15 protein-coding genes are annotated in these 19,878 nt (G+C 65.5%); 7 read left to right on the forward strand and 8 right to left on the reverse strand.

Translation table 11 applies throughout. The features are described 5' to 3' along the window. Positions 1-9: 9 nt before the first annotated feature. From ESB00_RS07260 to leuS, 4 genes are all read right to left on the reverse strand, one after another. The gene (locus ESB00_RS07260; protein WP_129047039.1) at positions 10-618 is read right to left on the reverse strand and encodes a polysaccharide biosynthesis/export family protein; all 609 of its coding nucleotides are present in this window, start codon (positions 616-618) and stop codon (positions 10-12) included. A gap of 9 nt (positions 619-627) precedes the next feature. Further along, on the reverse strand, positions 628-1,764 hold the full coding sequence (locus ESB00_RS07265; protein ID WP_129047040.1) for an outer membrane beta-barrel protein: 1,137 nt from the start codon (positions 1,762-1,764) through the stop codon (positions 628-630). Then, the gene (locus tag ESB00_RS07270) at positions 1,764-2,684 is read right to left on the reverse strand and encodes a FecR family protein (RefSeq protein ID WP_129047041.1); all 921 of its coding nucleotides are present in this window, start codon (positions 2,682-2,684) and stop codon (positions 1,764-1,766) included. Before ESB00_RS07270 ends, ESB00_RS07265 begins: the two co-directional genes overlap by 1 nt. Positions 2,685-2,820: 136 nt before the next feature. Further along, positions 2,821-5,391, reverse strand: coding sequence for a leucine--tRNA ligase (gene leuS / locus ESB00_RS07275; protein WP_129047042.1), 2,571 nt, complete (start codon positions 5,389-5,391; stop codon positions 2,821-2,823). A 112-nt stretch (positions 5,392-5,503) separates the two neighbouring features. On the opposite strand from leuS, the gene ESB00_RS07280 reads away from it, so the two are divergent. From ESB00_RS07280 to mdoH, 5 genes are all read left to right on the forward strand, one after another. Next, a complete protein-coding gene (locus ESB00_RS07280; RefSeq protein ID WP_129047043.1) occupies positions 5,504-6,100 on the forward strand; it encodes a riboflavin synthase in 597 nt (198 codons plus the stop codon). A gap of 8 nt (positions 6,101-6,108) precedes the next feature. Beyond that, complete coding sequence (locus tag ESB00_RS07285; protein WP_246026425.1) at positions 6,109-7,068, forward strand: uracil-DNA glycosylase; 960 nt, start codon at positions 6,109-6,111, stop codon at positions 7,066-7,068. Positions 7,069-7,202: 134 nt separating this feature from the next. Further along, a complete protein-coding gene (locus tag ESB00_RS07290; protein ID WP_164976086.1) occupies positions 7,203-8,672 on the forward strand; it encodes an OpgD/OpgG family glucan biosynthesis protein in 1,470 nt (489 codons plus the stop codon). After that, entirely contained in the window at positions 8,648-9,235 is a 588-nt protein-coding gene (locus tag ESB00_RS07295) for a hypothetical protein (protein WP_129047045.1), read from the forward strand. The genes ESB00_RS07290 and ESB00_RS07295 overlap by 25 nt, the downstream gene beginning before the upstream one ends. Before the next feature lie 155 nt (positions 9,236-9,390). Continuing rightward, entirely contained in the window at positions 9,391-11,544 is a 2,154-nt protein-coding gene (gene mdoH, locus ESB00_RS07300; protein ID WP_129047046.1) for a glucans biosynthesis glucosyltransferase MdoH, read from the forward strand. Positions 11,545-11,922: 378 nt separating this feature from the next. Here the strand turns inward: mdoH and ESB00_RS07305 are convergent, their stop codons facing one another. Continuing rightward, positions 11,923-13,710: an OPT/YSL family transporter gene (locus tag ESB00_RS07305; protein ID WP_129047047.1), complete on the reverse strand. Its 1,788-nt coding sequence runs from the start codon at positions 13,708-13,710 to the stop codon at positions 11,923-11,925. A gap of 127 nt (positions 13,711-13,837) precedes the next feature. On the opposite strand from ESB00_RS07305, the gene ESB00_RS07310 reads away from it, so the two are divergent. Both ESB00_RS07310 and ESB00_RS07315 read left to right on the forward strand, forming a co-directional pair. Then, entirely contained in the window at positions 13,838-14,341 is a 504-nt protein-coding gene (locus tag ESB00_RS07310) for a DUF456 family protein (RefSeq protein ID WP_129047048.1), read from the forward strand. A gap of 232 nt (positions 14,342-14,573) precedes the next feature. Further along, complete coding sequence (locus tag ESB00_RS07315; RefSeq protein WP_129047049.1) at positions 14,574-16,667, forward strand: hypothetical protein; 2,094 nt, start codon at positions 14,574-14,576, stop codon at positions 16,665-16,667. A gap of 18 nt (positions 16,668-16,685) precedes the next feature. Here the strand turns inward: ESB00_RS07315 and ESB00_RS07320 are convergent, their stop codons facing one another. From ESB00_RS07320 to ESB00_RS07330, 3 genes are read right to left on the reverse strand one after another with little or no spacing between them, the layout of a single operon-like run. After that, on the reverse strand, positions 16,686-17,591 hold the full coding sequence (locus tag ESB00_RS07320) for an NAD-dependent epimerase/dehydratase family protein (protein WP_129047050.1): 906 nt from the start codon (positions 17,589-17,591) through the stop codon (positions 16,686-16,688). Positions 17,592-17,624: 33 nt separating this feature from the next. Beyond that, a complete protein-coding gene (locus tag ESB00_RS07325; RefSeq protein WP_129047051.1) occupies positions 17,625-19,040 on the reverse strand; it encodes a bifunctional class I SAM-dependent methyltransferase/glycosyltransferase family 2 protein in 1,416 nt (471 codons plus the stop codon). 1 nt (position 19,041) lies between these two features. After that, on the reverse strand, positions 19,042-19,809 hold the full coding sequence (locus ESB00_RS07330) for a class I SAM-dependent methyltransferase (RefSeq protein WP_246026426.1): 768 nt from the start codon (positions 19,807-19,809) through the stop codon (positions 19,042-19,044). Positions 19,810-19,878: the final 69 nt, after the last annotated feature.

Here is a 19,878-nt window from a genome sequence, read left to right on the forward strand (position 1 = left end):
GGTGTCGGCTCAGATCAGACGTTCCGGCACGTAAACAATGTCGCCTGGTTGCAGCAGCAGGGTGGAATCATCGGTTTTGCTGTCTTTCCGGCCCTTGATGACACTATCCACGTCCACAGTGAAGACTTTCCTCGTGCCGTCGGGCAGGATGCGGGTGACGGTAACCGCCGAGCCTTTGCCGATGTCGGTGAGGCCGCCGGCCTTGGTGACGAGTTCGACGACGGTGAGGGTGGACTCGATCGGAAGGGTGTAACGACCGGGGGTGCGGATCGCGCCCTGGATGGAGACCTCACGCGGCGCGTATTCCTCGACGCTGACGGTGACCTGCGGGTTGCGGAGGAAGCGGCCGTCCTTGTAGGCGTTTTCAATGGCGCCCTGCGCTTCGACGACCGACATGCCGCCGATCGCGATTTCGCCGATGAGCGGCAGGTTGACCCGGCCGCGGGCATCAATGCGGGTGAGACTGGTGAGGTCCTCCTCCTGATAAACAACAATGCGAACCCGGTCGGCCAGCGTCAGCGTGTGGATGTAATTCTTCTTCTCCGGGGCCTGGCCGCAGACGGCGACCAAGCCGGCGCAGAGCAAGGTGGCCAGGGCAAGGAGGCGGAGGGTAGTCATGGCGGTGGATCAGTAGCGGCTGGAAACGTCGAAGGCGAACCCGTGGTTATCGAAGTCGGCCAGCAGAAGCGAGGACCTGTTCTTGAGATAGCTGTAGGTGACGCCCATCTGGAGATGGTCGTTCATGCGGTAGCGGGCGCCGGTCTCCCAGGAGAAGTAGGTGTCCTTGCGGGCGACGCTCTCGTTCAGGAAGTTGTTGCGTCCGGCCGAAAGCATGGCGTGGAAGTCGAGCTTGCTGCTGTAAGTGTAGAGGGCGGTCAGGGCGGCGGAGGTGGAGTCCACCGAGGTGCCCGTGGCAATGGTGCTGAAGTCGCGGGAGCCCTGCAGGCTGAGCAGCAGTTTGCGGGTGATGGGCCAGTTGACCGAGGCGCTGGCGCTGAACTGGCCGTATTGATCCTCGCCGCGCACGTCGCGCAACTGATAACCGAAGCGGACCGTGCCCGACATCTTGGAGAAGAGGCCGCCCGTGGCGCCCAGGTTGAACCAGTGGTCCAGGCTGCGGCGCGAGTCGGAGGTGCGGGAGGAGCGGATGCGGTAGCCGGCGAACAGGTCCAGCTTGGAGGTATAGACGTAGTAGAGGTCCAGCGCCTCGGACCAGTCGGTGTAGTCCAGCAGGGCGGCGTTGTCGCGGTAGGTGCGACGGAGGTAGCCGGTGGTGGAGGTCAGGTAGAGCTTCTCGTTGATCGGGTAGCGCAGACCGAACTCGACGGGCAGGCTCCAGGAATTGGTGCGCAGGTTGATGGCGTTGTCGGCCCGGCTTTCGCGGTAGGCGGAGATCTTCAGCGAGCCGGTGGTGCGGCCGGAGGACTTGCCGAACTCCACCGAGAAGCGAGGATTCCAGGCGTTCTCCTCGGTGAATTCGCCGTAGCGCACGTAGTCCACGCGCGCGGTCGCGTCCACCGAGATGATGCCCGCGCGGCGTTTCAGCTCCGTGCCCGCGTGGGCGGTGATGCTGTAGTCACCCTCGCCATCGCGTTGGGAGAAAATGTTGCTGTCGTAACCGAAGCCCACCCCGCCGAAGACGAAGATCTGGTTCTTGGTGCCGTCGATGTTGAGCAGGGCGGGGGACGGTGCCGCCGCGACGCACGCTACGGCCAGCAGGACGCTGGTGCGGACGGGGCGCAGGTGGCGTGACGGGAGGATCATCAGGTTCCGGGCAGGCGGTCGGGGCTGACCACGATCTGGTTGGGAGGATTGCCGGGCACGGTGGGGTTGGCGACAATTTCCTGATTGTCGGCCTGGGCGCCGGCGGCCTCATCACCGCTGTCGCCGCCCGCCGGGTCGTCGCCGGGGCGGTCGAGCCCTTCCTCCGCGCGACGGGCAATGATGTCGAAGGTCACCGACTTGCGGGCATTGCAGGCCATCTCGACGCGGCGGTCGTCGATCGGCATGGCCTCGCGCGGGATGGGTTGCACGGTGATCACGACCGGCTGGCCACCGGAGGAGGCCGGGATGAATGCGCGCTCACCGGGGCGGAGAATCTGGCCGCCGACATCCTTGTCGCCGGAGCGCACGGTGAGGTCGCCCTCGAGCAGGTCCACGGTGGTGCCCTCGGGAGTGGACTCGATCACGACCTTGCCCCCGCGGATGTTCACGGTCGCATGCGGGGTGGAGTAGAGCATCGAGCTGCCGGAGATGAGCTGGCTGGTGCAGATACCGATCACTCCATAGGGCAGGTTGACGTTGCTCTGGGAGACCGACGGCTCATAGCGGCTGGCCAGTTGCTGGAGGTAGTCGGGCTTGAATGGCTCCTGCTGGAAGCGGCTGATCTCGACGCGGGTGAGCTGGTCCACAAACAGGCCCGTGCCGTTTGAGTAGACGAGCGCGTTGTGCGCTTCTTCCTTGGTCACGATCACGGTGCCGGGGGCGTCAAAGGCGGTGGCTTGGCGCGCGCGGTAGATTTTGTCCCCGTTCATGATCTCGGTCGGGCCCTTGGTCTCCGCGAGGTAGAGCTTGCTGGTCGGCCCTTTGAGGGCGGGAGCCTGGCGTTGGGCGTGGGCGAAAGGCGCGCAGAGCAGCGCACACAGCAGCAACGAACAGGAAGATCGGGTCGGAAATGTTTTCATGGCTAGGATCCTCGGTGGGGTGAACAGAGGGTTATACGGTTAAATATAACGTCGTTTGAGTATCCCAGATGAAACTAGGGTATATTACCTATGGCAAGTGGATTCAATAAGCTGGCCCGGATAGGTCCCTAACTACCTAAACGATAATGTTTATCAACCTTCCTTTTACGTAAATCGTGCGCCGGATGGCCTTACCGGTAAGGTGAGGGCCGGCCTTGTCGTGCTGGAGGGCCAAGGCGGTCAGCTCCGCCTCGGTCGCAGTGGGTGCGACACTGAGGTCGCCGCGATGTTTGCCATTCACCTGGATGACGATGGTGATGGTCGAGGCGACGAGCTTGGCCGCGTCGAACGCCGGCCAGCCGGAGGCCATGACGGAGCCGGTTTCGCCGAGACGGGCCCAGAGTTCCTCGGCCAGATGCGGGGCGAGTGGGGCGACGAGGCGCAGCAGGTCGAGCACGGACTGACGGGGCAGGGCGGGCTCCTTTTGGAACGCGTTCACCAGGATCATCAGCTGCGAAATCGCGGTGTTGAAGCGCAGGCCATCGAAGTCCTCGCCGACCTTCTTGATGGTCTCGTGGAGGAGCTTCTCGGTCTCGGCGGTGAGCGTGGCGCCGGCGGCAATACGCGGGTTGACCGCGCCCACGGCGTCGAGGCACTCGCGCCAGACCTTCTTCAGGAAACGATGCACGCCCTCGATGCCCTTGGGGTTCCAGGGCTTCATGGCCTCGAGCGGCCCGAGGAACATCAGGTAGAGGCGCAGGGTGTCGGCGCCGTATTCGCGGATGATGTCGTCGGGATTCACCACGTTGCCGCGGCTCTTGGACATCTTCACGCCGTCCTCGCCAAGGATGATGCCCTGGTGGAACAGCTTCTTGAACGGCTCGGCCTGCGGCACGACGCCGAGGTCGAAGAGCACCTTGTGCCAGAAGCGCGCGTAGAGCAGGTGCAATACCGCGTGCTCGGCGCCGCCGACATAGAGGTCGGGCACGCCCCAATATTTCAGCGCCTCCGGGGAAGCGAGTGCGCCGGCGTTCTGCGGGTCGAGGTAACGCAGGTAATACCAGCACGAACCGGCCCACTGCGGCATCGTATTGGTTTCGCGGCGGCCGCGCACCCACTCGTCGCCAGCGGGCTGCGCCTGCGATGCCGGCACGCTGGCGCCGGTCTGCACGTTGAACCAGATCTCCAGCCATTCGCTGACGTTCGCCAGCGGACTCTCGCCCGTCCCGCTGGGCAGGTAGGATTGCGTCTCGGGCAACGTGAGCGGCAGCGAGGTCTCGGGCAGCGGCAGCGCGTATTGCGTGACGCCGTTCTCAAGGAAGGTCACGGGCGAAGCGGGCAGGTCCTTGCGCACGATGGCGGCCTTGCGGTAATCGGCTTCGCTCACCCAGACGATGGGGAACGGCTCGCCCCAGTAGCGCTGGCGGGAGAACAGCCAGTCGCGGAGCTTGTAGTTGATCGTGGCCTTGCCGATGCCCTTGGCGGCGAGGTCGGCGGAGATCTTCTTCTTGGCGTCGGCCCAATCGAGGCCGTCGTAGCCGGGCGAGTTGATGAGCTTGCCGTCGCCGGTGTAGGGGAGCTGGTCGCTGCCGTCGGCCGCGGCGATGACGCGCGGGATGGGCAGGTGGTATTGCTGGGCGAACTCGTAGTCGCGCTCATCGTGCGCGGGCACGGCCATGATGGCGCCGGTGCCGTAACCCATGAGCACGTAGTCCGCGATCCACACGGGAACCTTGGCGCCGTTGACGGGATTGATCGCGTAGCTGCCGGTGAAAACGCCGCTCTTTTCCTTGGAGGCGTCGGACATGCGTTCGACGTCGCTCTTGGCGGCCGTCTTCTTGCGGTAGGCCTCGACGGTCTCACGCTGGGCGTCGGTCGTGAGCCCGGGCACGAGCGGGTGCTCGGGCGCGAGCACCATGTAGGTGCAGCCGAAGAGCGTATCAGGGCGCGTCGTGAAAATCTTCAGGTCGCCGAGCGCGGCGTTCTCCAGCTTGAACAAAACCTCGGCGCCTTCGCTGCGGCCGATCCAGGCCTCCTGCATCCGCTTGGTGGAGTCGGGCCAGTCCACGTCCTTCAGGCCGTCAATCAGCTGCTCGGCGTAGGCGGTGATGCGCAACACCCACTGACGCAGGTTGCGGCGCTCGACGGGGAAGCCGCCGACCTCGGACTTGCCGTCCACGACCTCCTCGTTGGCCAGCACGGTGCGCAGCTCGGGGCACCACCACACGGGGCGTTCGTCCACGTAGGCCAGGCCTTTCTTGAAGAGTTGGAGGAAAATCCACTGCGTCCACCGGAAATATTTCGGGTCGGTCGTGTCCACCTCGCGGTCCCAGTCGTAGCTGAAGCCGAGCGCCTTGATCTGGCGGCGGAAGTTCGTGATGTTGTTCTGCGTGTTGGTGGCCGGGTGCGTGCCGGTCTTCACGGCGTGCTGTTCGGCGGGCAGGCCGAAGGCGTCCCAACCGATGGGGTGGAGCACATTGAAGCCGCGGGCGCGCTTGTAGCGGGCGAGGATGTCGGTGGCCGTGTAACCCTCCGGGTGGCCGATGTGCAGGCCGGCTCCGGACGGGTAGGGGAACATGTCGAGCACGTAGAACTTCGGCTTGGTCGAGCCGTTTTCGGCGCGGAAAGGCTTCGTCTGCTCCCAGATCGCCTGCCAGTGCGGCTCGATCGTGAGGAACTCGTATTCTTTGCAGGAGGTGGCGGCCATGTGGGTAAACCGGCACTTTGTGGAAGGTAGGCCCCGAGCGTCAATCATCGGAAATGACCATCCCGGCGGACTTTTTCTGGTGCTCCCGGCACCGGCCGCTTAGGCATGGGGCATGTTCACCGGTCTGGTTGAGGAAACAGGCAAGGTCGTCAGCTTCGCCCCCGCGCAAAACGCGTGGAGCTTGCAACTTGCCGCACAGGTCGTGCCGGCCGACGTGGCCGTGGGCGATAGCGTGGCCGTCAACGGCTGCTGCCTGACCGTGGTGCGCTTCGACGTCGGGCACCTCTGGTTCGAGCTGCTCGAGGAGTCGCGTCGCCTGACCAACTTCAAGGAGCTCAAGCCCGGTTCGCTCGTGAACCTCGAGCGCAGCCTCAAGCCCGAGAGCCGGCTCGGCGGACATTTCGTGTCGGGCCACGTGGATGCGGTGGGGCGCGTGGAGGTCTTCGAGCCGCGCGGCAAGGACCATTACCTGCGCGTCGCCGCTCCGGCGGGTTTCGGTCGCTACCTTGTGAGCAAGGGCTCAATCGCCGTGGACGGCATTTCACTGACGGTTGCGGAGGTCGCGGGTGACTCCTTCGCCGTGTGGCTCATCCCGCACACGCTGGCGGCGACCAATCTCCGTGAAAAACAGGCCGGCAGCGGCGTGAATCTCGAGTTCGACTTGCTGGCGAAATACGTCGAAAAGCTGATGGTCGCCCGCCCGGTCTGACCACCCCTTTGAACACCCGCGAACAACTGCTGGCTCTCAACGACGAGCTCCGGCGCCTCAAAGCCGAAGGCAACCGCACGATCGCAGTCAGCGAGGAGGCGATGCAGGCGCTGCGCGACGCGCTGGCCGATGCGCCGGCGGAGGAGAATCTTTCAGGCGGGGTGCCCACATCCCGCGAGTTCGAAGCCGAACCATCTCGCGCAACATCCGACCAATCACCACCCGTGCGCACTTTTGTGCTGCCGACGCCTGCACCCGTCGTCGCGGCCAAACCCTCACTCCCACCGCGCCCCGACATCGTGCTCCCCGACGGCGACAAGCAGACGCGGTGGAACGCCCTGCGCGAGATCGTGCTCAACGATCCGACTTGCAAGCAGAACGTCCATCCCGGCAAGCAGGTCGTCTTCGGCGTCGGCAATCTCGACACCGCGATCATGTTCGTGGGCGAGGCTCCCGGCGCCGACGAGGAGGACCAGGGCGAACCGTTCGTCGGCCGCGCCGGCCAGTTGCTCAACCGCATGATCAAGGCCATGGGCCTCGACCGCAGCCAGGTTTACATCGGCAACATCCTCAACTGGCGTCCGGCGATGGGCGTGCGCAACAGCGACGGTTCGCAGACGGGTAACCGTCCGCCGACGCAGGAAGAGATGGCCTGCTGCCTGCCGTTCATCCGCGCGCAGATCGCCATCATCCAGCCCAAGGTGATTGTCGCCCTCGGCAAGACGGCCGTAGACGGCCTGCTCGGCCCCGACCGCTTCAAATCCATGGGCGCCGCCCGCGGTGCTTGGCACGAATACGCCGGCACGCCCCTGCGGGCGACCTACCACCCGTCGTATCTGCTCCGCCAGGAGGGCCTCGTGTCCGCCGCCGCGAAGAAGATCAAACGCGACGCCTGGGAGGACCTGCTCGCGGTGATGGAGCGCGCGGGTGTGCCGATATCGGAAAAGCAGCGAAATTATTTCCTGTGATGAATCGATTTTTCTTAGGGGTGGCTTGGTGGAGGGCGCGCGTCTCTGCGCGCCGGTTCGGTTTTTCCCCCATGGAGGGTCGGTCTCCGCACCGACCACGGTCGGTGCGGAGACCGACCCTCCACCTGCTGGCAATGCTTGGCGTCTTGGCGGGCGTATCCCACGCCGCCGAATTCAACTTCGACCTTCTCCAGCAGCGGGCCAGGGAAACCGCCGCGCGCCCCTACGCGCCGCCCGTCTCCCGCGTGCCCGCGTGGCTGGCCGGCTACAACTACCTCCAGCACCAGAACATCAAGTTCGACCATGATCACGCCTGGTGGAAGAAGGAGAAGCTGCCGTTTCAGCTCCAGTTCTTCCACCCGGGCTGGCTCTTCAAGGAGTCCGTGCAGGTCCACGAGGTGAGCGGCGGGCAGGAGAAACTCATCGATTTCGATCCGGCGCTCTTCCACTACGGCTCCAACCGCCTGCCCGAGGCGGTGCCGGCCGACATGGGCTTTGCCGGCATGCGCATCCATTACGCGCTCGAGCGTTCGGGCGCGATGAGCGAGCTGGCCGTGTTTCTCGGCGCGAGTTATTTTCGCAGCCTTGCGCGCGGCCTGCACTGGGGACTCTCGGCGCGCGGCCTCGCGCTGAACAGCGGCGGTCCCGATCCCGAGGAATTCCCGCGCTTCTCCGAGTTCTGGGTCGAGCGCCCGAAGGCCGGTGCGGCTTCCATCACGATCCATGCGCTGCTCGAGGGGCCGAGCGTGGCCGGTGCGTATCGCTTCGTCATCACCCCGGGCAAGGAAACGATGATGCAGGTGAAGGCCGCGCTTTACTTCCGTGCGCCGCCGGCGGTCGTGGGGCTCGCGCCGCTCACCAGCATGTTCCTGCACGGCGAGAACACCGGCTGGTCGAAGAATGATTTCCGGCCCGAGGTCCATGATTCCGACGGCCTGCTCATGCACACCGGAGCGGGGGAGTGGCTCTGGCGTCCGCTCAACAACCCGGCTTTGGTGCGCGTGAGCGCGTTTGCCGACGCTTCGCCACGCGGTTTCGGCCTGTTGCAACGCGATCGCGATTTTCTGCACTACGACGACCTCGAGGCTCATTATCACGAGCGGCCCAGCGCCTGGGTCGAGCCCGTCGGGGACTGGGGCCGCGGTTCCGTGCGCCTCGTCGAACTGCCTTCTCCGGATGAAACCAACGACAACATCGTCGCCTTTTGGACGCCGGAAAAATTGCCCGCGCCGGGCGAACCGCTGGTTTTCGAGTATCGCCTCACCTGGTTCGGCGACGCGAAGGGCCGCCCGCCGGCCGGTTTCGTCGCATCCACGAGGCACGGGGCTGTGCTCGATCATCCGGACCGCCGCCGGTTTGTGGTAGATTTTGACGGCCTGTCCTTGCCGAAAGGCGTCACGGACCCCGAAGCGGTCGTGACCGTGGGCGACGGCGCCAAACTCATTGGCGTCGGCTCCGTGCAGCGCATCGGCCCGACCGGCCGCTGGCGCGCCGTCTTTGAACTGTCGGCCGACGGCAGCGGCCGGCCGGTGGAACTGCGTTGTTATCTGCGCGGCGCCGAGAAGGCCCTCTCCGAAACATGGAGCAACCTCTGGACACCCTGAACGCCTTCCGGCCGCGCACCGGCACGCCGGACCAGTGGAACGCGGCCTTCATCCGCGTCGAGGACTACCTGCGCGCGCACCGCGTGCACAACCGGCTGCAACAGATCACGATCATCGAGAAGGTGATCGCCCGCGCCGCCGCCCGCCACGCGCAGAACCCCACGCTTGATCCCACGACGCTCGCGGCCGAGGAGATCGACCGCATGATGGACGAGTGGTTCGGCGAACTGCTTGGCGACAAGAATCTGCCGCACGAACGCATCGCCGTCGAAGGCCGCGTCGCGCTGCTCCTGACCGAGGGCGTGGAACGCTGGCCCTATGCCTTCCTCGACGAGAAGCAGGTGCCGCCGGAGTTTGCCGAGGAGATGCGCCGGCGCTCCATCCAGGCCGGTCCGGACATGACGGTGACGAGCATGGTGCCGCGTCCGATCGAGTTGGGCGCGCTCACCGAGGTGGCGGGCCAGACCTTCGAGCAGATCGAGAAATGGCCAATCCTGCGCGTGATCCTGCTCTGGGCACTGTTCATCTCGGCACTGGGCCTGGTTTTCTACGCAACCCGATGAGCATGACAAGTCACCACACCCCGTCGCTTCGCGCCTCCCCTCTCCAGCGGGGACTCGCACTGCTTGGGCACGGATCCCCTCTGGAGAGGGGTGCCCGCCAGGGCGGGGTGTGTAAGGCATCTGCGATCAGGTTTCAGCGGCCCATCTCCTGACCCATGCCCACGGCCTTCACAGTCGAGCAGGTGGACAAGACGCGCGTCAGCCGGCGGCGGGCGACATTCTTCTCGCTCATCTTTTTGCTCACCGCGTTGGCGGCATGGTTCATGGCCGATTTGCTCTGGCAGGGGCCGTTCACGCTCGCACGGGTGGCCGATCTGCCGCTGTTGATCCTGTTCACGATTCTGTTTGCCCATGTGGCCACGGGTTTCTGCACCGCTCTGCTTGGCCTCTACGTGATCAATCGTGGCGACACGGCGCGCATCAGCCGCACGCTGCGCGACGACGAGTCGCTGGAGAAACTGCCGCTCGGCAGCACCGCCATCGTGATGCCGGTGTTCAATGAGGACCCCAGCCGCATCTTCGAGGGCCTGCGCGCGATCTATCAGTCGCTCGAGCAGACCGGCCGGCTCGACGAGTTCGACTTCTTCATCCTCAGCGACTCCAACGACCCGAACCGCTGGATCCAGGAGGAGGTCGCGTGGGCCGAGCTCTGCAAGCAGCTCAACGGTTTCGGCCGCATCTTCTACCGCAAGCGCCGCATTTCGCTGAACAAGAAGAGCGGCAACGTCGCCGACTTCCTGCGCCGCTGGGGCAGCAGCTACCGCTACATGGTGGTGCTCGACGCTGACAGCATCATGACCGGCGAGTCCATCGTGAAGCTGGTCGCGATGATGGAGCGCAACCCGACCGTCGGCATCCTGCAGACCGCGCCGCGCGTGGTGAACGGCGTGACGCTTTACTCGCGGCTGCAGCAGTTCGCCAGCCGGCTCTACGGCCCGCTCTTCCTCGCCGGCCTCAACTACTGGCACCAAGGCGAAAGCAACTTTTGGGGCCACAACGCCGTGATCCGTGTCGCGCCGTTCATGGAACACGCCGCACTGCCCGAGCTGCCGGGGCGCGAGCCGTTCGGCGGACGCATCCTCAGTCACGACTTCGTCGAGGCCGCGCTGCTGCGCCGGGCCGGCTGGAAGGTGTGGTTGGCCCATGACCTGGAGGGCAGCTTCGAGGAGGGGCCGCCCACGCTGATTGACGCCGCCAAGCGCGACCGCCGTTGGTGCCAGGGCAACCTCCAGCACAGCTGGCTGCTCACGGCCAAGAACCTTCACCCGGTCAACCGCTTTCACCTCTTCCAAGGCATCATGGGCTACGTGAGCTCGCCGATCTGGCTGCTCTTCATGCTCGTGAGCACGCTGCGGTTGTTTGCCCGCGTCGAGGACGGCACCGTGGATCCGGCGCGCTACATCATGATTTTCGACCATGTCGTGCCGGTGCCGCAGGCGCTCGCGTTGTTCGGCCTCACCATGACCCTCATCTTCCTGCCCAAGGTGCTGAGCGTGGGCCTCGTGCTGAAACACGGCCGGGCTGCAGCCTACGGCGGACGCGTTCGGCTGGTCCTGAGCGCCCTGCTCGAAACGATCGCCTCCACGCTGCTGGCGCCGATCAACATGATGTTCCACTCGAAGTTCGTGACCTACATCCTGCTCGGGCAGGGCGTTAACTGGGTCACGCAGCAGCGCACGGCCAGCGATGACCCCGACTGGCGCGAGGCGATCATCACGCATTCGGGCCAGACATTGTTCGGCCTCGTCTGGGGCGCCTCAGCCTACATCCTGGCGCCGGCGTTTTTCTGGTGGCTGTCGCCCGTGTTGCTCGGGCTCGTGCTCTCCGCGCCGCTTTCGATCCTCCTGAGTCGCGCGGGCCTCGGCCGGCGCGCCCGTGAACTCGGTCTTTTCCTGACGCCCGACGAGACGGAGCCCGCGCCCGTGCTCACGCAGCTCGAGCAGAATCTGGAGGAGTGCTACAAGCACATGCTGCCGATTCGCGAACTCCGCCGGGATTTCGGCCTCATGCAGGCCATCCTCGATCCCTACGTGAACGCCGTGCACGTATCTCTTTTGCGTCAGCGCCGGCCCGGCAGCTACTCGGTGCGCCGTTACTTCGTGGAATTGCGCCGGCGTTTGCTGGCTGACGGCCCCGACAAGCTCACCACGCGCGAGAAGATGGCGCTGCTGCTCGATCCCGAGTCCATGAACTGGCTCCACGAGCAATTGTGGAAACTCCCCGCGGACCAGCTCTCCCCGTGGTGGCGACTCGCGATGCGCCAATACAACGTGCTCACGGCGACTCCGGTGACGGCGTTGTATCGGTAGATGATCCCGTAGCCGCGCTGGAGCGAAGCGACAGCGTGGTAAAGCGCACGACCACGCTTTCATCCCGCCAAGCCGGGATTCAGGCGCGGCGACAAAGGAAGGCGTCTGAAGGAAAGAGGTGCCAGGATGGAACCCGCGCTCCGCGCGGGCTGATTGAAGCACGGTCAAAACCTCAATCCCAATACCGTGTTCATACCAACCGCCCCATGCTTTGGGGATGTAGGGCGGGGTCTCCGAACCCCGCCTTGCTGCAAAAACGATGCCGCGTTCGAGGCGGGGTTGCTTCGCCATCTCCGCCAAGCCTCCGTCGGAGACCCCGCCCTACAACTCGGAGAATCCTGAGGTCAGAATAGCTTCCGGAGCAATTGCGGTATCCCCTCAAAGCACCGTCCGCAGCAACCCCGCCACGCCCACGCTCAGCGCGGCGAGTGAATCGCCGGCGATGAGGCCGCCGCCGACGAGCGACATGGTGCTCATGTCGGAGGGCAGCGCGTTGGCGTCGGGGGCCGAGGCGGCTTTCCGTTTCTCGGCCCACATCGTGTAGAGCGAACCGAAGATGCCGCCGCCGGCCCACCAGAGCACAGTCTTGATCTCGACGAAACCGCCGAAGGAGGAAGCGTAGGGGCTGGGCAGGAGCACGGCGTCCACCGTGAAGTCGGTTACCTTGCCGGCGGTCGAGCTGGCGACGAAGGCCTTGTAGCCGGCGGTGCGCTTGATGAGCTTGCGGATGACCATCGTCACGAGACCGATGGCGATGCCCAGCCAGAGGGCCTTCATGACGTGCGGTTGTTCGAGCGTGATGCCCTTGATCGCGCCGACGAACTTGTAAGTCATGGCCGACTGCCACTGTTGTGCGCCCTCGAGGTTCGGGTTGCTGAACTGGTCGGCCTTGAGGATCGGGTAGGCGCTCATGAAGACCTTGGCGAGCACCACGGTTAGGACGGCGCCGCAGGCAATGCCGATGACCTGGTAGCGGAACTGGTTCACGCGGTTGGTGCCGAGGCGCCAGCCGGTCGAGCGATCCTGCTGCATGTCGCCGCCGACGCTGCAGGAGATGAGCAGGATGGCGGCGCACATGAGGCCGACGCCGGGGTCCTTGAGACCGAGCGCGGCCATGATGAAGACCGCCATCACGAAGGCGCTGGAGATCGGGTTCCAGTCGGAGATGCCGAGCGAGATGCCGTTCACCAGCACGAAGAGCAGGCAGAGCCCAAGCGCCACGATGAGGAAGAAGACCGGCTGCTGCAGGAGCTGGCTGCCGATGATCACGATGCCCGCGCCCCAGGCGATGATCCACAGGATCAGGCGGAACATGTTGACGCGCTTCCAATCGGGATCGGGCGCGACCGGCACCTGTTGGCGAAAGCGTTTGAACGCCTCGATCAGGATCAGGGTGATGTCGAGTCCGGCGGCGCCGAGGATGGTGCCGAGCGAGATGATGAAGCCGATCTTGCGGTAGGGTTCGCCCTCATGCAGCCAGCCGATCTCGATCAAATAGGGCATGGCCTCTCGGCCGATGACTGCCACGACGAGCGCCGGAATGGCGATGCGGGCGCCGACGATGAAGCCTGCGCCCACGGTCGAGGCCGAGACGCCGACCGCGCCGATGGCCGCGACCTTGAAGGAGGCGAAGCCCACGGCGTAGCCGGCGGCGAGGCCGCCGCCGAGCTTGGCGATGGATTGGCGCAACAGCACCGGGTCGGTGAGCGCGCGCAGGATGTTGGCCACCGCGTAGCCGGAGGGGAAGTTGAGCTGCATCCGGTCCACCAGCACCGGGGTGTAGAGCATGCCCACGCCGACGCCGAACATGCCGATGCAGGTGAGGAAAAGGACCATCTTCCAGTCGGGCACCGGCGGCAGATTGAGCCAGACCATCGCCTGGATCAGCACCGCCATCGCGCACATGCCGGCCACCGAGGCGGCCATCGTCTGCATGTAGTTCGCGCCGTGCTTGCCCTCCGGGCCGTAGGGCAGGGTGACCACGCTGCCGAGGATGCCGGCGAGCACTTGGCCACCGACGAAGAAGCCGATGGAGAAGTTCATGAACGCCGCGGAGATGCCGCCGAGCGGACCGAGGATCGTGATGGCCACCACGGAGAGCATCACGTGGTAGGCGGGTGAGCCGAGCGGGGGGAGGTAACGTTTCAGACCGGTGGGTTCGGACATGAGGAAGGAACTGGGTGTGGGTTTCGACCATGGGTATTATGACACGGCGGCCAATCCCTAAATTTTGTCCGAGGTCACGCGGAGCGATGAGTTGCAACCCTGAGCCCTGCCGCCGTGTCATGGCCGCATGGAATACGTCATCTGGACCACGGTCATCCTGCTCATGCTGGTGGGGCTGGTGGGCTGCGTCGTGCCGCTGTTGCCCGGGACTACGCTGATCCTGCTGGCGGCGCTGCTGCAGAAATGGCTCCTGCCCGACACCCTCACCTGGCTGGCGGTCGGCTGGATCGCGGGCTTCTGGCTGCTGTCGGTGCTGGCCGATCTCGGCTGCACGATCCTCGGCACGAAATTGCTCGGCGGCGGCAAGTGGGGCATGGCCGGCGCCACGGGCGGGGCCCTGGCCGGGATGTTCTTTTCGCTGCCCGCGCTGCTGCTCGGCACGATGCTTGGCGCCGTCATCGCTGAGAAATGGCTGGGCAAGAAGACCGACGAGCAGGCCCTCAAAGCCGGCGCCGGCGCCGCGCTCGGCTTCCTCCTCTCCGGCTTCGCCAAACTCGCGTGCGCGGTGGTGATGGTGACGCTCTACGCGCTGTCGGCGCTGGGCTCCGCCAGCCAGCCGTTGTCCGCCTGAGTAGCAGGCGGTAAAGGGGAAAGCACTGTCCGACGCTTAGGCACTTTCTCGGCCCAACTGGCCAAACCAATGTTCGTATTACGAACTTTGGGCACGAATCGCCGCCACCGCCAGAGGTAGGTCCGATCAGAATGTTCGTAATACGAACATTGGCGTCGCGGCGGGATGCCTCAGCGACTTGCGTCCGAACATTCAGGTTGGCATCGGGCGGTTGATTTCATTGCCTGCGGCGATGGAGTCACCTGCCGTTGCCCGCGCCCCGTCCCGTGGGGAAACCCGGTTTGCCATCGGGCTATTTCTCGCGTGCCTCGCGTTCCACTTTTGGGGCGTGCAGGTGGGGTGGCAGAGCCGGAATCTGCCGGGCGGGGAATTCCGTCAGGCGCAGACGGCGCTGTCGGCCTACTGGATCAAGCAGGAGAACAATTTCTCGCTGGCCTATCCGACGCCGGTCGTCGGCAAACCGTGGTCGGTGCCGATGGAGTTTCCGTTCTACCAGTGGACGGTGGTGGTCACGAGCAAGGTGACCAACTGGAGCCTGACCAAGGCCGGGCGGGCGGTGAGCATCGCGTGTTTCTACCTCGCGCTGCCGGCGGTGTTCCTGCTGTTGCGGCGGTGGAACGTGGCGCCGGCGCATCGCTGGATCGTGCTGGCGCTGCTGCTGACGTGTCCGCTCTACATTTTCTATGGGCGCGCCTTCCTGATCGAGACCATGGCACTGATGTTCAGCCTGTGGTTCTGGGTGGCTTTCGAGCGCGCGGTGGCGGAGCGGAGCAAGCTCTGGCTGGCGGTGGCCATCGTGGCCGGCACCGGAGCGGGGCTGGTGAAGGTCACGACCTTTTTGCTCTACCTGCTACCCGCCTGGGTCTGGGCGGCGATGCGACTGTGGAGTGCGCGCCGCACGGCTTGGAAAACCGATTTCCTGTGGATGTCCGCTGCGGTGGCGTTGCCGTTTGCCGCGACCCTTTGGTGGCTGCGCTTCGCCGACGCCACGAAGGAGCTGAATCCGCTGGGCGTGGCCTTTACCTCCGCGAACCTGCGGTCCTTCAATTTCGGTTGGGAGGGCACGTATTTCTCCGCGGATTTGTGGGCGACGAAGGCGCGCATCGTGGCGGAACAACTGACCTGGCTGCCGGCCTTGCTGTTTTGTTTGCTGGCCGGGGTGCTCGTTCGCCGGCGCTGGCGCGAGATGGGGGGCAACCTGCTGGCCTTCGGTTCCGTGCTCGTGGTTTTCCCGATCCTTTATGCCCACCACGACTACTACTACGTGGCCAACACCGTGCTGTTGCTCGTGGCCATGGGTCTCGCGCTGGTGGCGCTGGCTGAGTCGGCACTGCCGCGCTGGGCGGTGTGGGCGGCGGTCCTGCTGGTGCCGGCGGGTCAGGCTTGGCGCTACGTCCAGCACTACTATCCGGCGCAGCGGGCGATCAGTCCGGGCGGGGATGGCCTGACCACGTCACTGCGCGCGCTGACCAATCCCGGCGATGTGATTGTGGTGCTCGGGCAGGATTGGAACTCGATGACGCCCTATTACGCCCAGCGGCGCGGCGTGATGATCCGCAACGACATCGCCACCGACGCCGACCGGGTGGAACGGACGCTCGCGATGCTCGACGGTGAGAAGATTGGGGCCCTCGTCATCGTGGGCGAACCCGACGGCGCGCGATGGCTGATCGACCGGGCTGCGGCCCGTGGACTCGGGCGAGAACCGCTCTACGTCTGGCGCGATGCACGCATCTACGTGCCGGAGGCCCGGCGAACGGAGCTGCTGTATGCGATTCTCGACAACCCGTTTCATGAAGTGGCCCTGGCCCCCGGGGTCGTGGTGCCGCCGGAAGACCTGTCGGCCCGTTGGCTGGACGTGGCCAAGCTGCGGCGCTGGCAGCAGCGGTATTTCTCCGGCATGACCCCGCAGCCGGTGCGGGTCTGGGCGAGTTTCGGTCCCGGCATGGACGGGTCGAGCGGTCATGCCATGTATGGCGCGCATCCGGTGACGCGGCTGGTTTTCGCCCTGCCGGCGGGCCGGCACACGCTGCGCAGTTCCTTGCAACTGCCACTGGAGGCCTACCGGGTGGATTTGGCCGATGTGGATACCACAGATGGTGTGGAGGTGAGTCTGTTTGCGCTCGGGTCGGACGGGGCCCGGCGTCAACTGGCGACGCGGCTATTTAATCCACGCGCGAATCGCGATGATCGCGGCTCGATGCGGCCCTATGAGGTCGGGTTTACCTTGGAACAAGCGGGCGAGGTCGAGCTGTTCTTTGGGCCCGGTCCGTCGGGCAAGGACAACCGTGATTGGATTCAGCTTGGGCCGCTGAAAATCGAGTAGGGCGCGAACGCCCGAAGCTCACGGGCAGGGCGGCCGGCTGCCAACGGTCGAGCGTCGGATACCTTCGTCGAGCGAGGTGCGCGGGCTCCAGCCGGTGGCGGCCTTGAAGCGGCTGATGTCGAGCCGGCTGTCCTGCACGTCCCAAGATGGGGCCGGTGTCGTCGTCGTGGCGATTTTGCGGCCGGTGTGTCGGGCGACGAGATCGAGGATCTCCGTCACGCTGTGCGATTCGCCCGCGCCGAGGTTGAAGGTGCCAGTGAGCCGACTGGCGAGCACCCTGCGCAGGGCGGCGAGAAAATCCGTGTAGTGAATGAAGTCCTTCCGCGCGTGTCCGTCGCCCCAGAGCGTCAAGGTGCGGCCTTCCGTGGCGGCGCGGATGGCGTGGGGGATGATGCCTTGCACGCGTCCGCTGGGTACGGGGTAGCCGTAAGGATTGGAGATGCGCAGGATGGCGCAGGGCAGGTCATGTTTCGCGGCGGCGGCGCGGATCATTTCCTCGGCCGCGACCTTGGCGCGTCCATAGCGCCCGATGGGGTGGCAAGGGTCGTTCTCGGTGTTTGGGCGCCCCGGGGCGTTGCCGTAAACGGTGCCGCCAGAGGAGAAGAACACGAAGTGGGGGCGCGTGGGTAGCGAGGCCAGCATCGCCAGCAGTTTCTCGAGACGCGGCAAATCCTCCCGTTCCTCCTGGCCGGGGGATTGCTCCGACGTGGCGGGCAGGGTGCTCCACGCGAGGTGCAACAGCGCGCCGGCCCCGACCAACTCCGCGGGATCGAGCAGGCGCTGTAAATCGCGGAACGCACCCGCCGCCTCCCGGGAGTAGAGCGCGACGTCGTAATCGGGAGCCTGGAAACTGTCGGCGATCAGGGCGGCGAGGCGTCCGCGTCCGCCGGAAACGAGGAGACGCTGCGGCCGGCTGGCAGGCATGGGGTGGGGGTGTTGGCTCACCGGTGGGCGGGCTCAGGTGAACTTCAGCTTGCGCGCCGCGAAGAGGACCATGCGCAGGAGGAGCCAGCCGTGTTTCCAGCGCTGGATGTTGGTTTCGCCGTAGGTGCGCTCCTTGTAGCGGATGGGCACGTCGGCGATCTTGAGGTTCAGTTTCGCGGCGCCGAACAGCAGGTCGAAGTCGCCGAAGGGATCAAAGTCGCCGAAGTAGGCGCGATTGGCGTCGATCCGCTCGTAGTGGGCGCGGCGCAGCACCTTGGTACCGCAGAGGGTGTCCTTCACCGGCTGGCCGAGCAGCCACGTGAAGATGAGGCCGAAAGCCTTGTTCGCGCAGAGGTTCAGGAACTGCATGGCCTTTTCGTCCATCGGATAGACGAGGCGCACGCCATTGGCGAACTCCGCCTGCTCGTGGGCGAGCACGGCGTAGAACTTGGGCAGCTCCTCGGGCGGCATCGTGAGGTCGGCGTCGAGGATCATGAGGATGTCGCCGGTGGCGGCGGCAAAGCCCAGGCGCACGGCGTCGCCCTTGCCGCGGCCGGTTTGCTGCATGATCTTGATCTTGCGGTCGGGATGTTCGCGCGCGACCTGCTGGATCCTGGCCCAGGTGTCGTCCTTGGAGTGGCCCTCGACGAAGATGAGCTCGGTGCCGGCGCCCATCTCGGGCGTGCGCAGCACGGCGGCGGCGATGTTGCCGGCCTCGTTGCGGGCCGGGATGATGACGGAGACGGTCGGCTGGGCGGCCGCGGGTTGGCGGTGGGGGCGGGCGGCGATGAAGATCGTGAGGCAGAACCACTGCAGCAGGGGCGCCAGCCAACGGTTGGCCAGGTAGTCCACGCCGAACAACCACACGGGCACCAGCACGCGGCCCTGGCAGGTGATCGGGCTCCAGCCGCCGAGTTGCATCAGGTTCACCACATCGGAGGTCGCGAGCCAGCTGCTTTGGGGCTGCCGGTTCTTGACCCCGAACAGGGTGGCGAGTGAGAGCAGCGGACGCCACAGCGAGTTGTGGAAATTCACGAAGAGCCGCGTGTCGGCGTGGGCGACGGTCTGCAGCCGCTCGAAGAGCATCTGCACATCGGCCGAGAAATTCAGGGTGTCCGAGATGAGGATGCAGTCAAAGCGCTCGCTAAGTTCCAGCGTTTCGCCCGCCTGCACGTGGAACTCGGCTCCCGGCACGCGGGCCCGCGCGAGTTCGACCTGATGGGGTGACAGGTCCACGCCGACTTTGCGCCGGGCCTGGATGCGCGCCAGCAGTTCCCCGCCGCCGCAGCCGATCTCCAGGACGGAGGCGGTGGGCGGAATCAGCAGGTTGTAGTAGCGAGCCAGCAGCGCGCGATAGTGGCGCGCCGGGGCGTTGGGCGGCGTGGCGGTGTCGAAAAAGGCGCGAACCTTGTCGAGGTGCTGGCGGGCGATGGCGGAAGGACCGGACATGTCAGGCGGGCTCCTTCTCCAGCACGACGAGCAGCCGGGCCGCAAAGACTCGGGGGAATGGCGTCACGAGAAAATCCAGGGTGCGCATAAGACCGTGCAGGAATCGTCCGCCGAGCTGCGGACCGGAAAATCCGCCGGAAGCGAAATAGTCGAATGAGGTCAGGGGCCTGACTTCAGAGAGTTTCCAGCCCTTAAGCCGCGCATGGCCCTCGCCCCACCAGAAAAGGCGCGTGGCCGAACCCTGGGCCGCGTAATAGTCGGCATCAGCGGCGCGGAAGCCCGCGGGGGCTTCCCAGGTGATGGGGTCGCGCACTGCCACGGGCTCGTGGTGGAAAAAGTGATAGATCAGCCGGCCGACCCAACTGGCCGCAGGTTCGAAGAGGATCAGGCGGCCGCCGGTCGTGAGCACACGGTGAAATTCCTGCAGCGCCGTGCCGGGGTAGCGCAGATGGTGCCACACGTCGAAGAGGATGAGATGCGAAACTTCGCCGTCGGCGAAGCTCAGCGCGTAGCAGTTTTCCCGGCGATCCAGCCAGGGGTTCGGGAAGAGGTCGGTCGTGAGGCAGTGCGGGATCACTTCCTTGATGCGCCCCATGCCCGAACCCAGCTCAACCACCGGACCGGTCAGCCGCGGATTCAGCCGGGCCGCGATCTGCCGGTAGAAGCCAAGGTAGATTTCCCGCAACATCGGTTTGCGCTCCCACGCCGCGCGGTTGCGCTGAATCTCGATGTTGTGTTGCTCCAAAGGGAGCGCGGCGGTGGTGGTCATACGGCGTTGGCCAGCTCCCATAGGGTCCAAGGGCCGGCAGGGCTGACAAGCTCATAAAACTTTCCGCCC

This window comes from Oleiharenicola lentus, from assembly GCF_004118375.1.
Classification (GTDB): Bacteria; Verrucomicrobiota; Verrucomicrobiia; order Opitutales; family Opitutaceae; genus Lacunisphaera; species Lacunisphaera lenta.

Excerpts from the sequence above, each read along its gene's own strand:
- ESB00_RS07320 (WP_129047050.1), bottom strand. The coding sequence starts at position 17,591 with ATGCCTGCCAGCCGGCCGCAGCGTCTCCTCGTTTCCGGCGGACGCGGA.
- ESB00_RS07280 (WP_129047043.1), top strand. The coding sequence starts at position 5,504 with ATGTTCACCGGTCTGGTTGAGGAAACAGGCAAGGTCGTCAGCTTCGCC.
- leuS (WP_129047042.1), bottom strand. The coding sequence starts at position 5,391 with ATGGCCGCCACCTCCTGCAAAGAATACGAGTTCCTCACGATCGAGCCG.
- ESB00_RS07330 (WP_246026426.1), bottom strand. The coding sequence starts at position 19,809 with ATGACCACCACCGCCGCGCTCCCTTTGGAGCAACACAACATCGAGATT.
- ESB00_RS07315 (WP_129047049.1), top strand. The coding sequence starts at position 14,574 with ATGGAGTCACCTGCCGTTGCCCGCGCCCCGTCCCGTGGGGAAACCCGG.
- ESB00_RS07325 (WP_129047051.1), bottom strand. The coding sequence starts at position 19,040 with ATGTCCGGTCCTTCCGCCATCGCCCGCCAGCACCTCGACAAGGTTCGC.
- ESB00_RS07270 (WP_129047041.1), bottom strand. The coding sequence starts at position 2,684 with ATGAAAACATTTCCGACCCGATCTTCCTGTTCGTTGCTGCTGTGTGCG.
- ESB00_RS07290 (WP_164976086.1), top strand. The coding sequence starts at position 7,203 with ATGCTTGGCGTCTTGGCGGGCGTATCCCACGCCGCCGAATTCAACTTC.
- ESB00_RS07295 (WP_129047045.1), top strand. The coding sequence starts at position 8,648 with ATGGAGCAACCTCTGGACACCCTGAACGCCTTCCGGCCGCGCACCGGC.
- ESB00_RS07265 (WP_129047040.1), bottom strand. The coding sequence starts at position 1,764 with ATGATCCTCCCGTCACGCCACCTGCGCCCCGTCCGCACCAGCGTCCTG.
- ESB00_RS07305 (WP_129047047.1), bottom strand. The coding sequence starts at position 13,710 with ATGTCCGAACCCACCGGTCTGAAACGTTACCTCCCCCCGCTCGGCTCA.
- ESB00_RS07260 (WP_129047039.1), bottom strand. The coding sequence starts at position 618 with ATGACTACCCTCCGCCTCCTTGCCCTGGCCACCTTGCTCTGCGCCGGC.
- mdoH (WP_129047046.1), top strand. The coding sequence starts at position 9,391 with ATGCCCACGGCCTTCACAGTCGAGCAGGTGGACAAGACGCGCGTCAGC.
- ESB00_RS07310 (WP_129047048.1), top strand. The coding sequence starts at position 13,838 with ATGGAATACGTCATCTGGACCACGGTCATCCTGCTCATGCTGGTGGGG.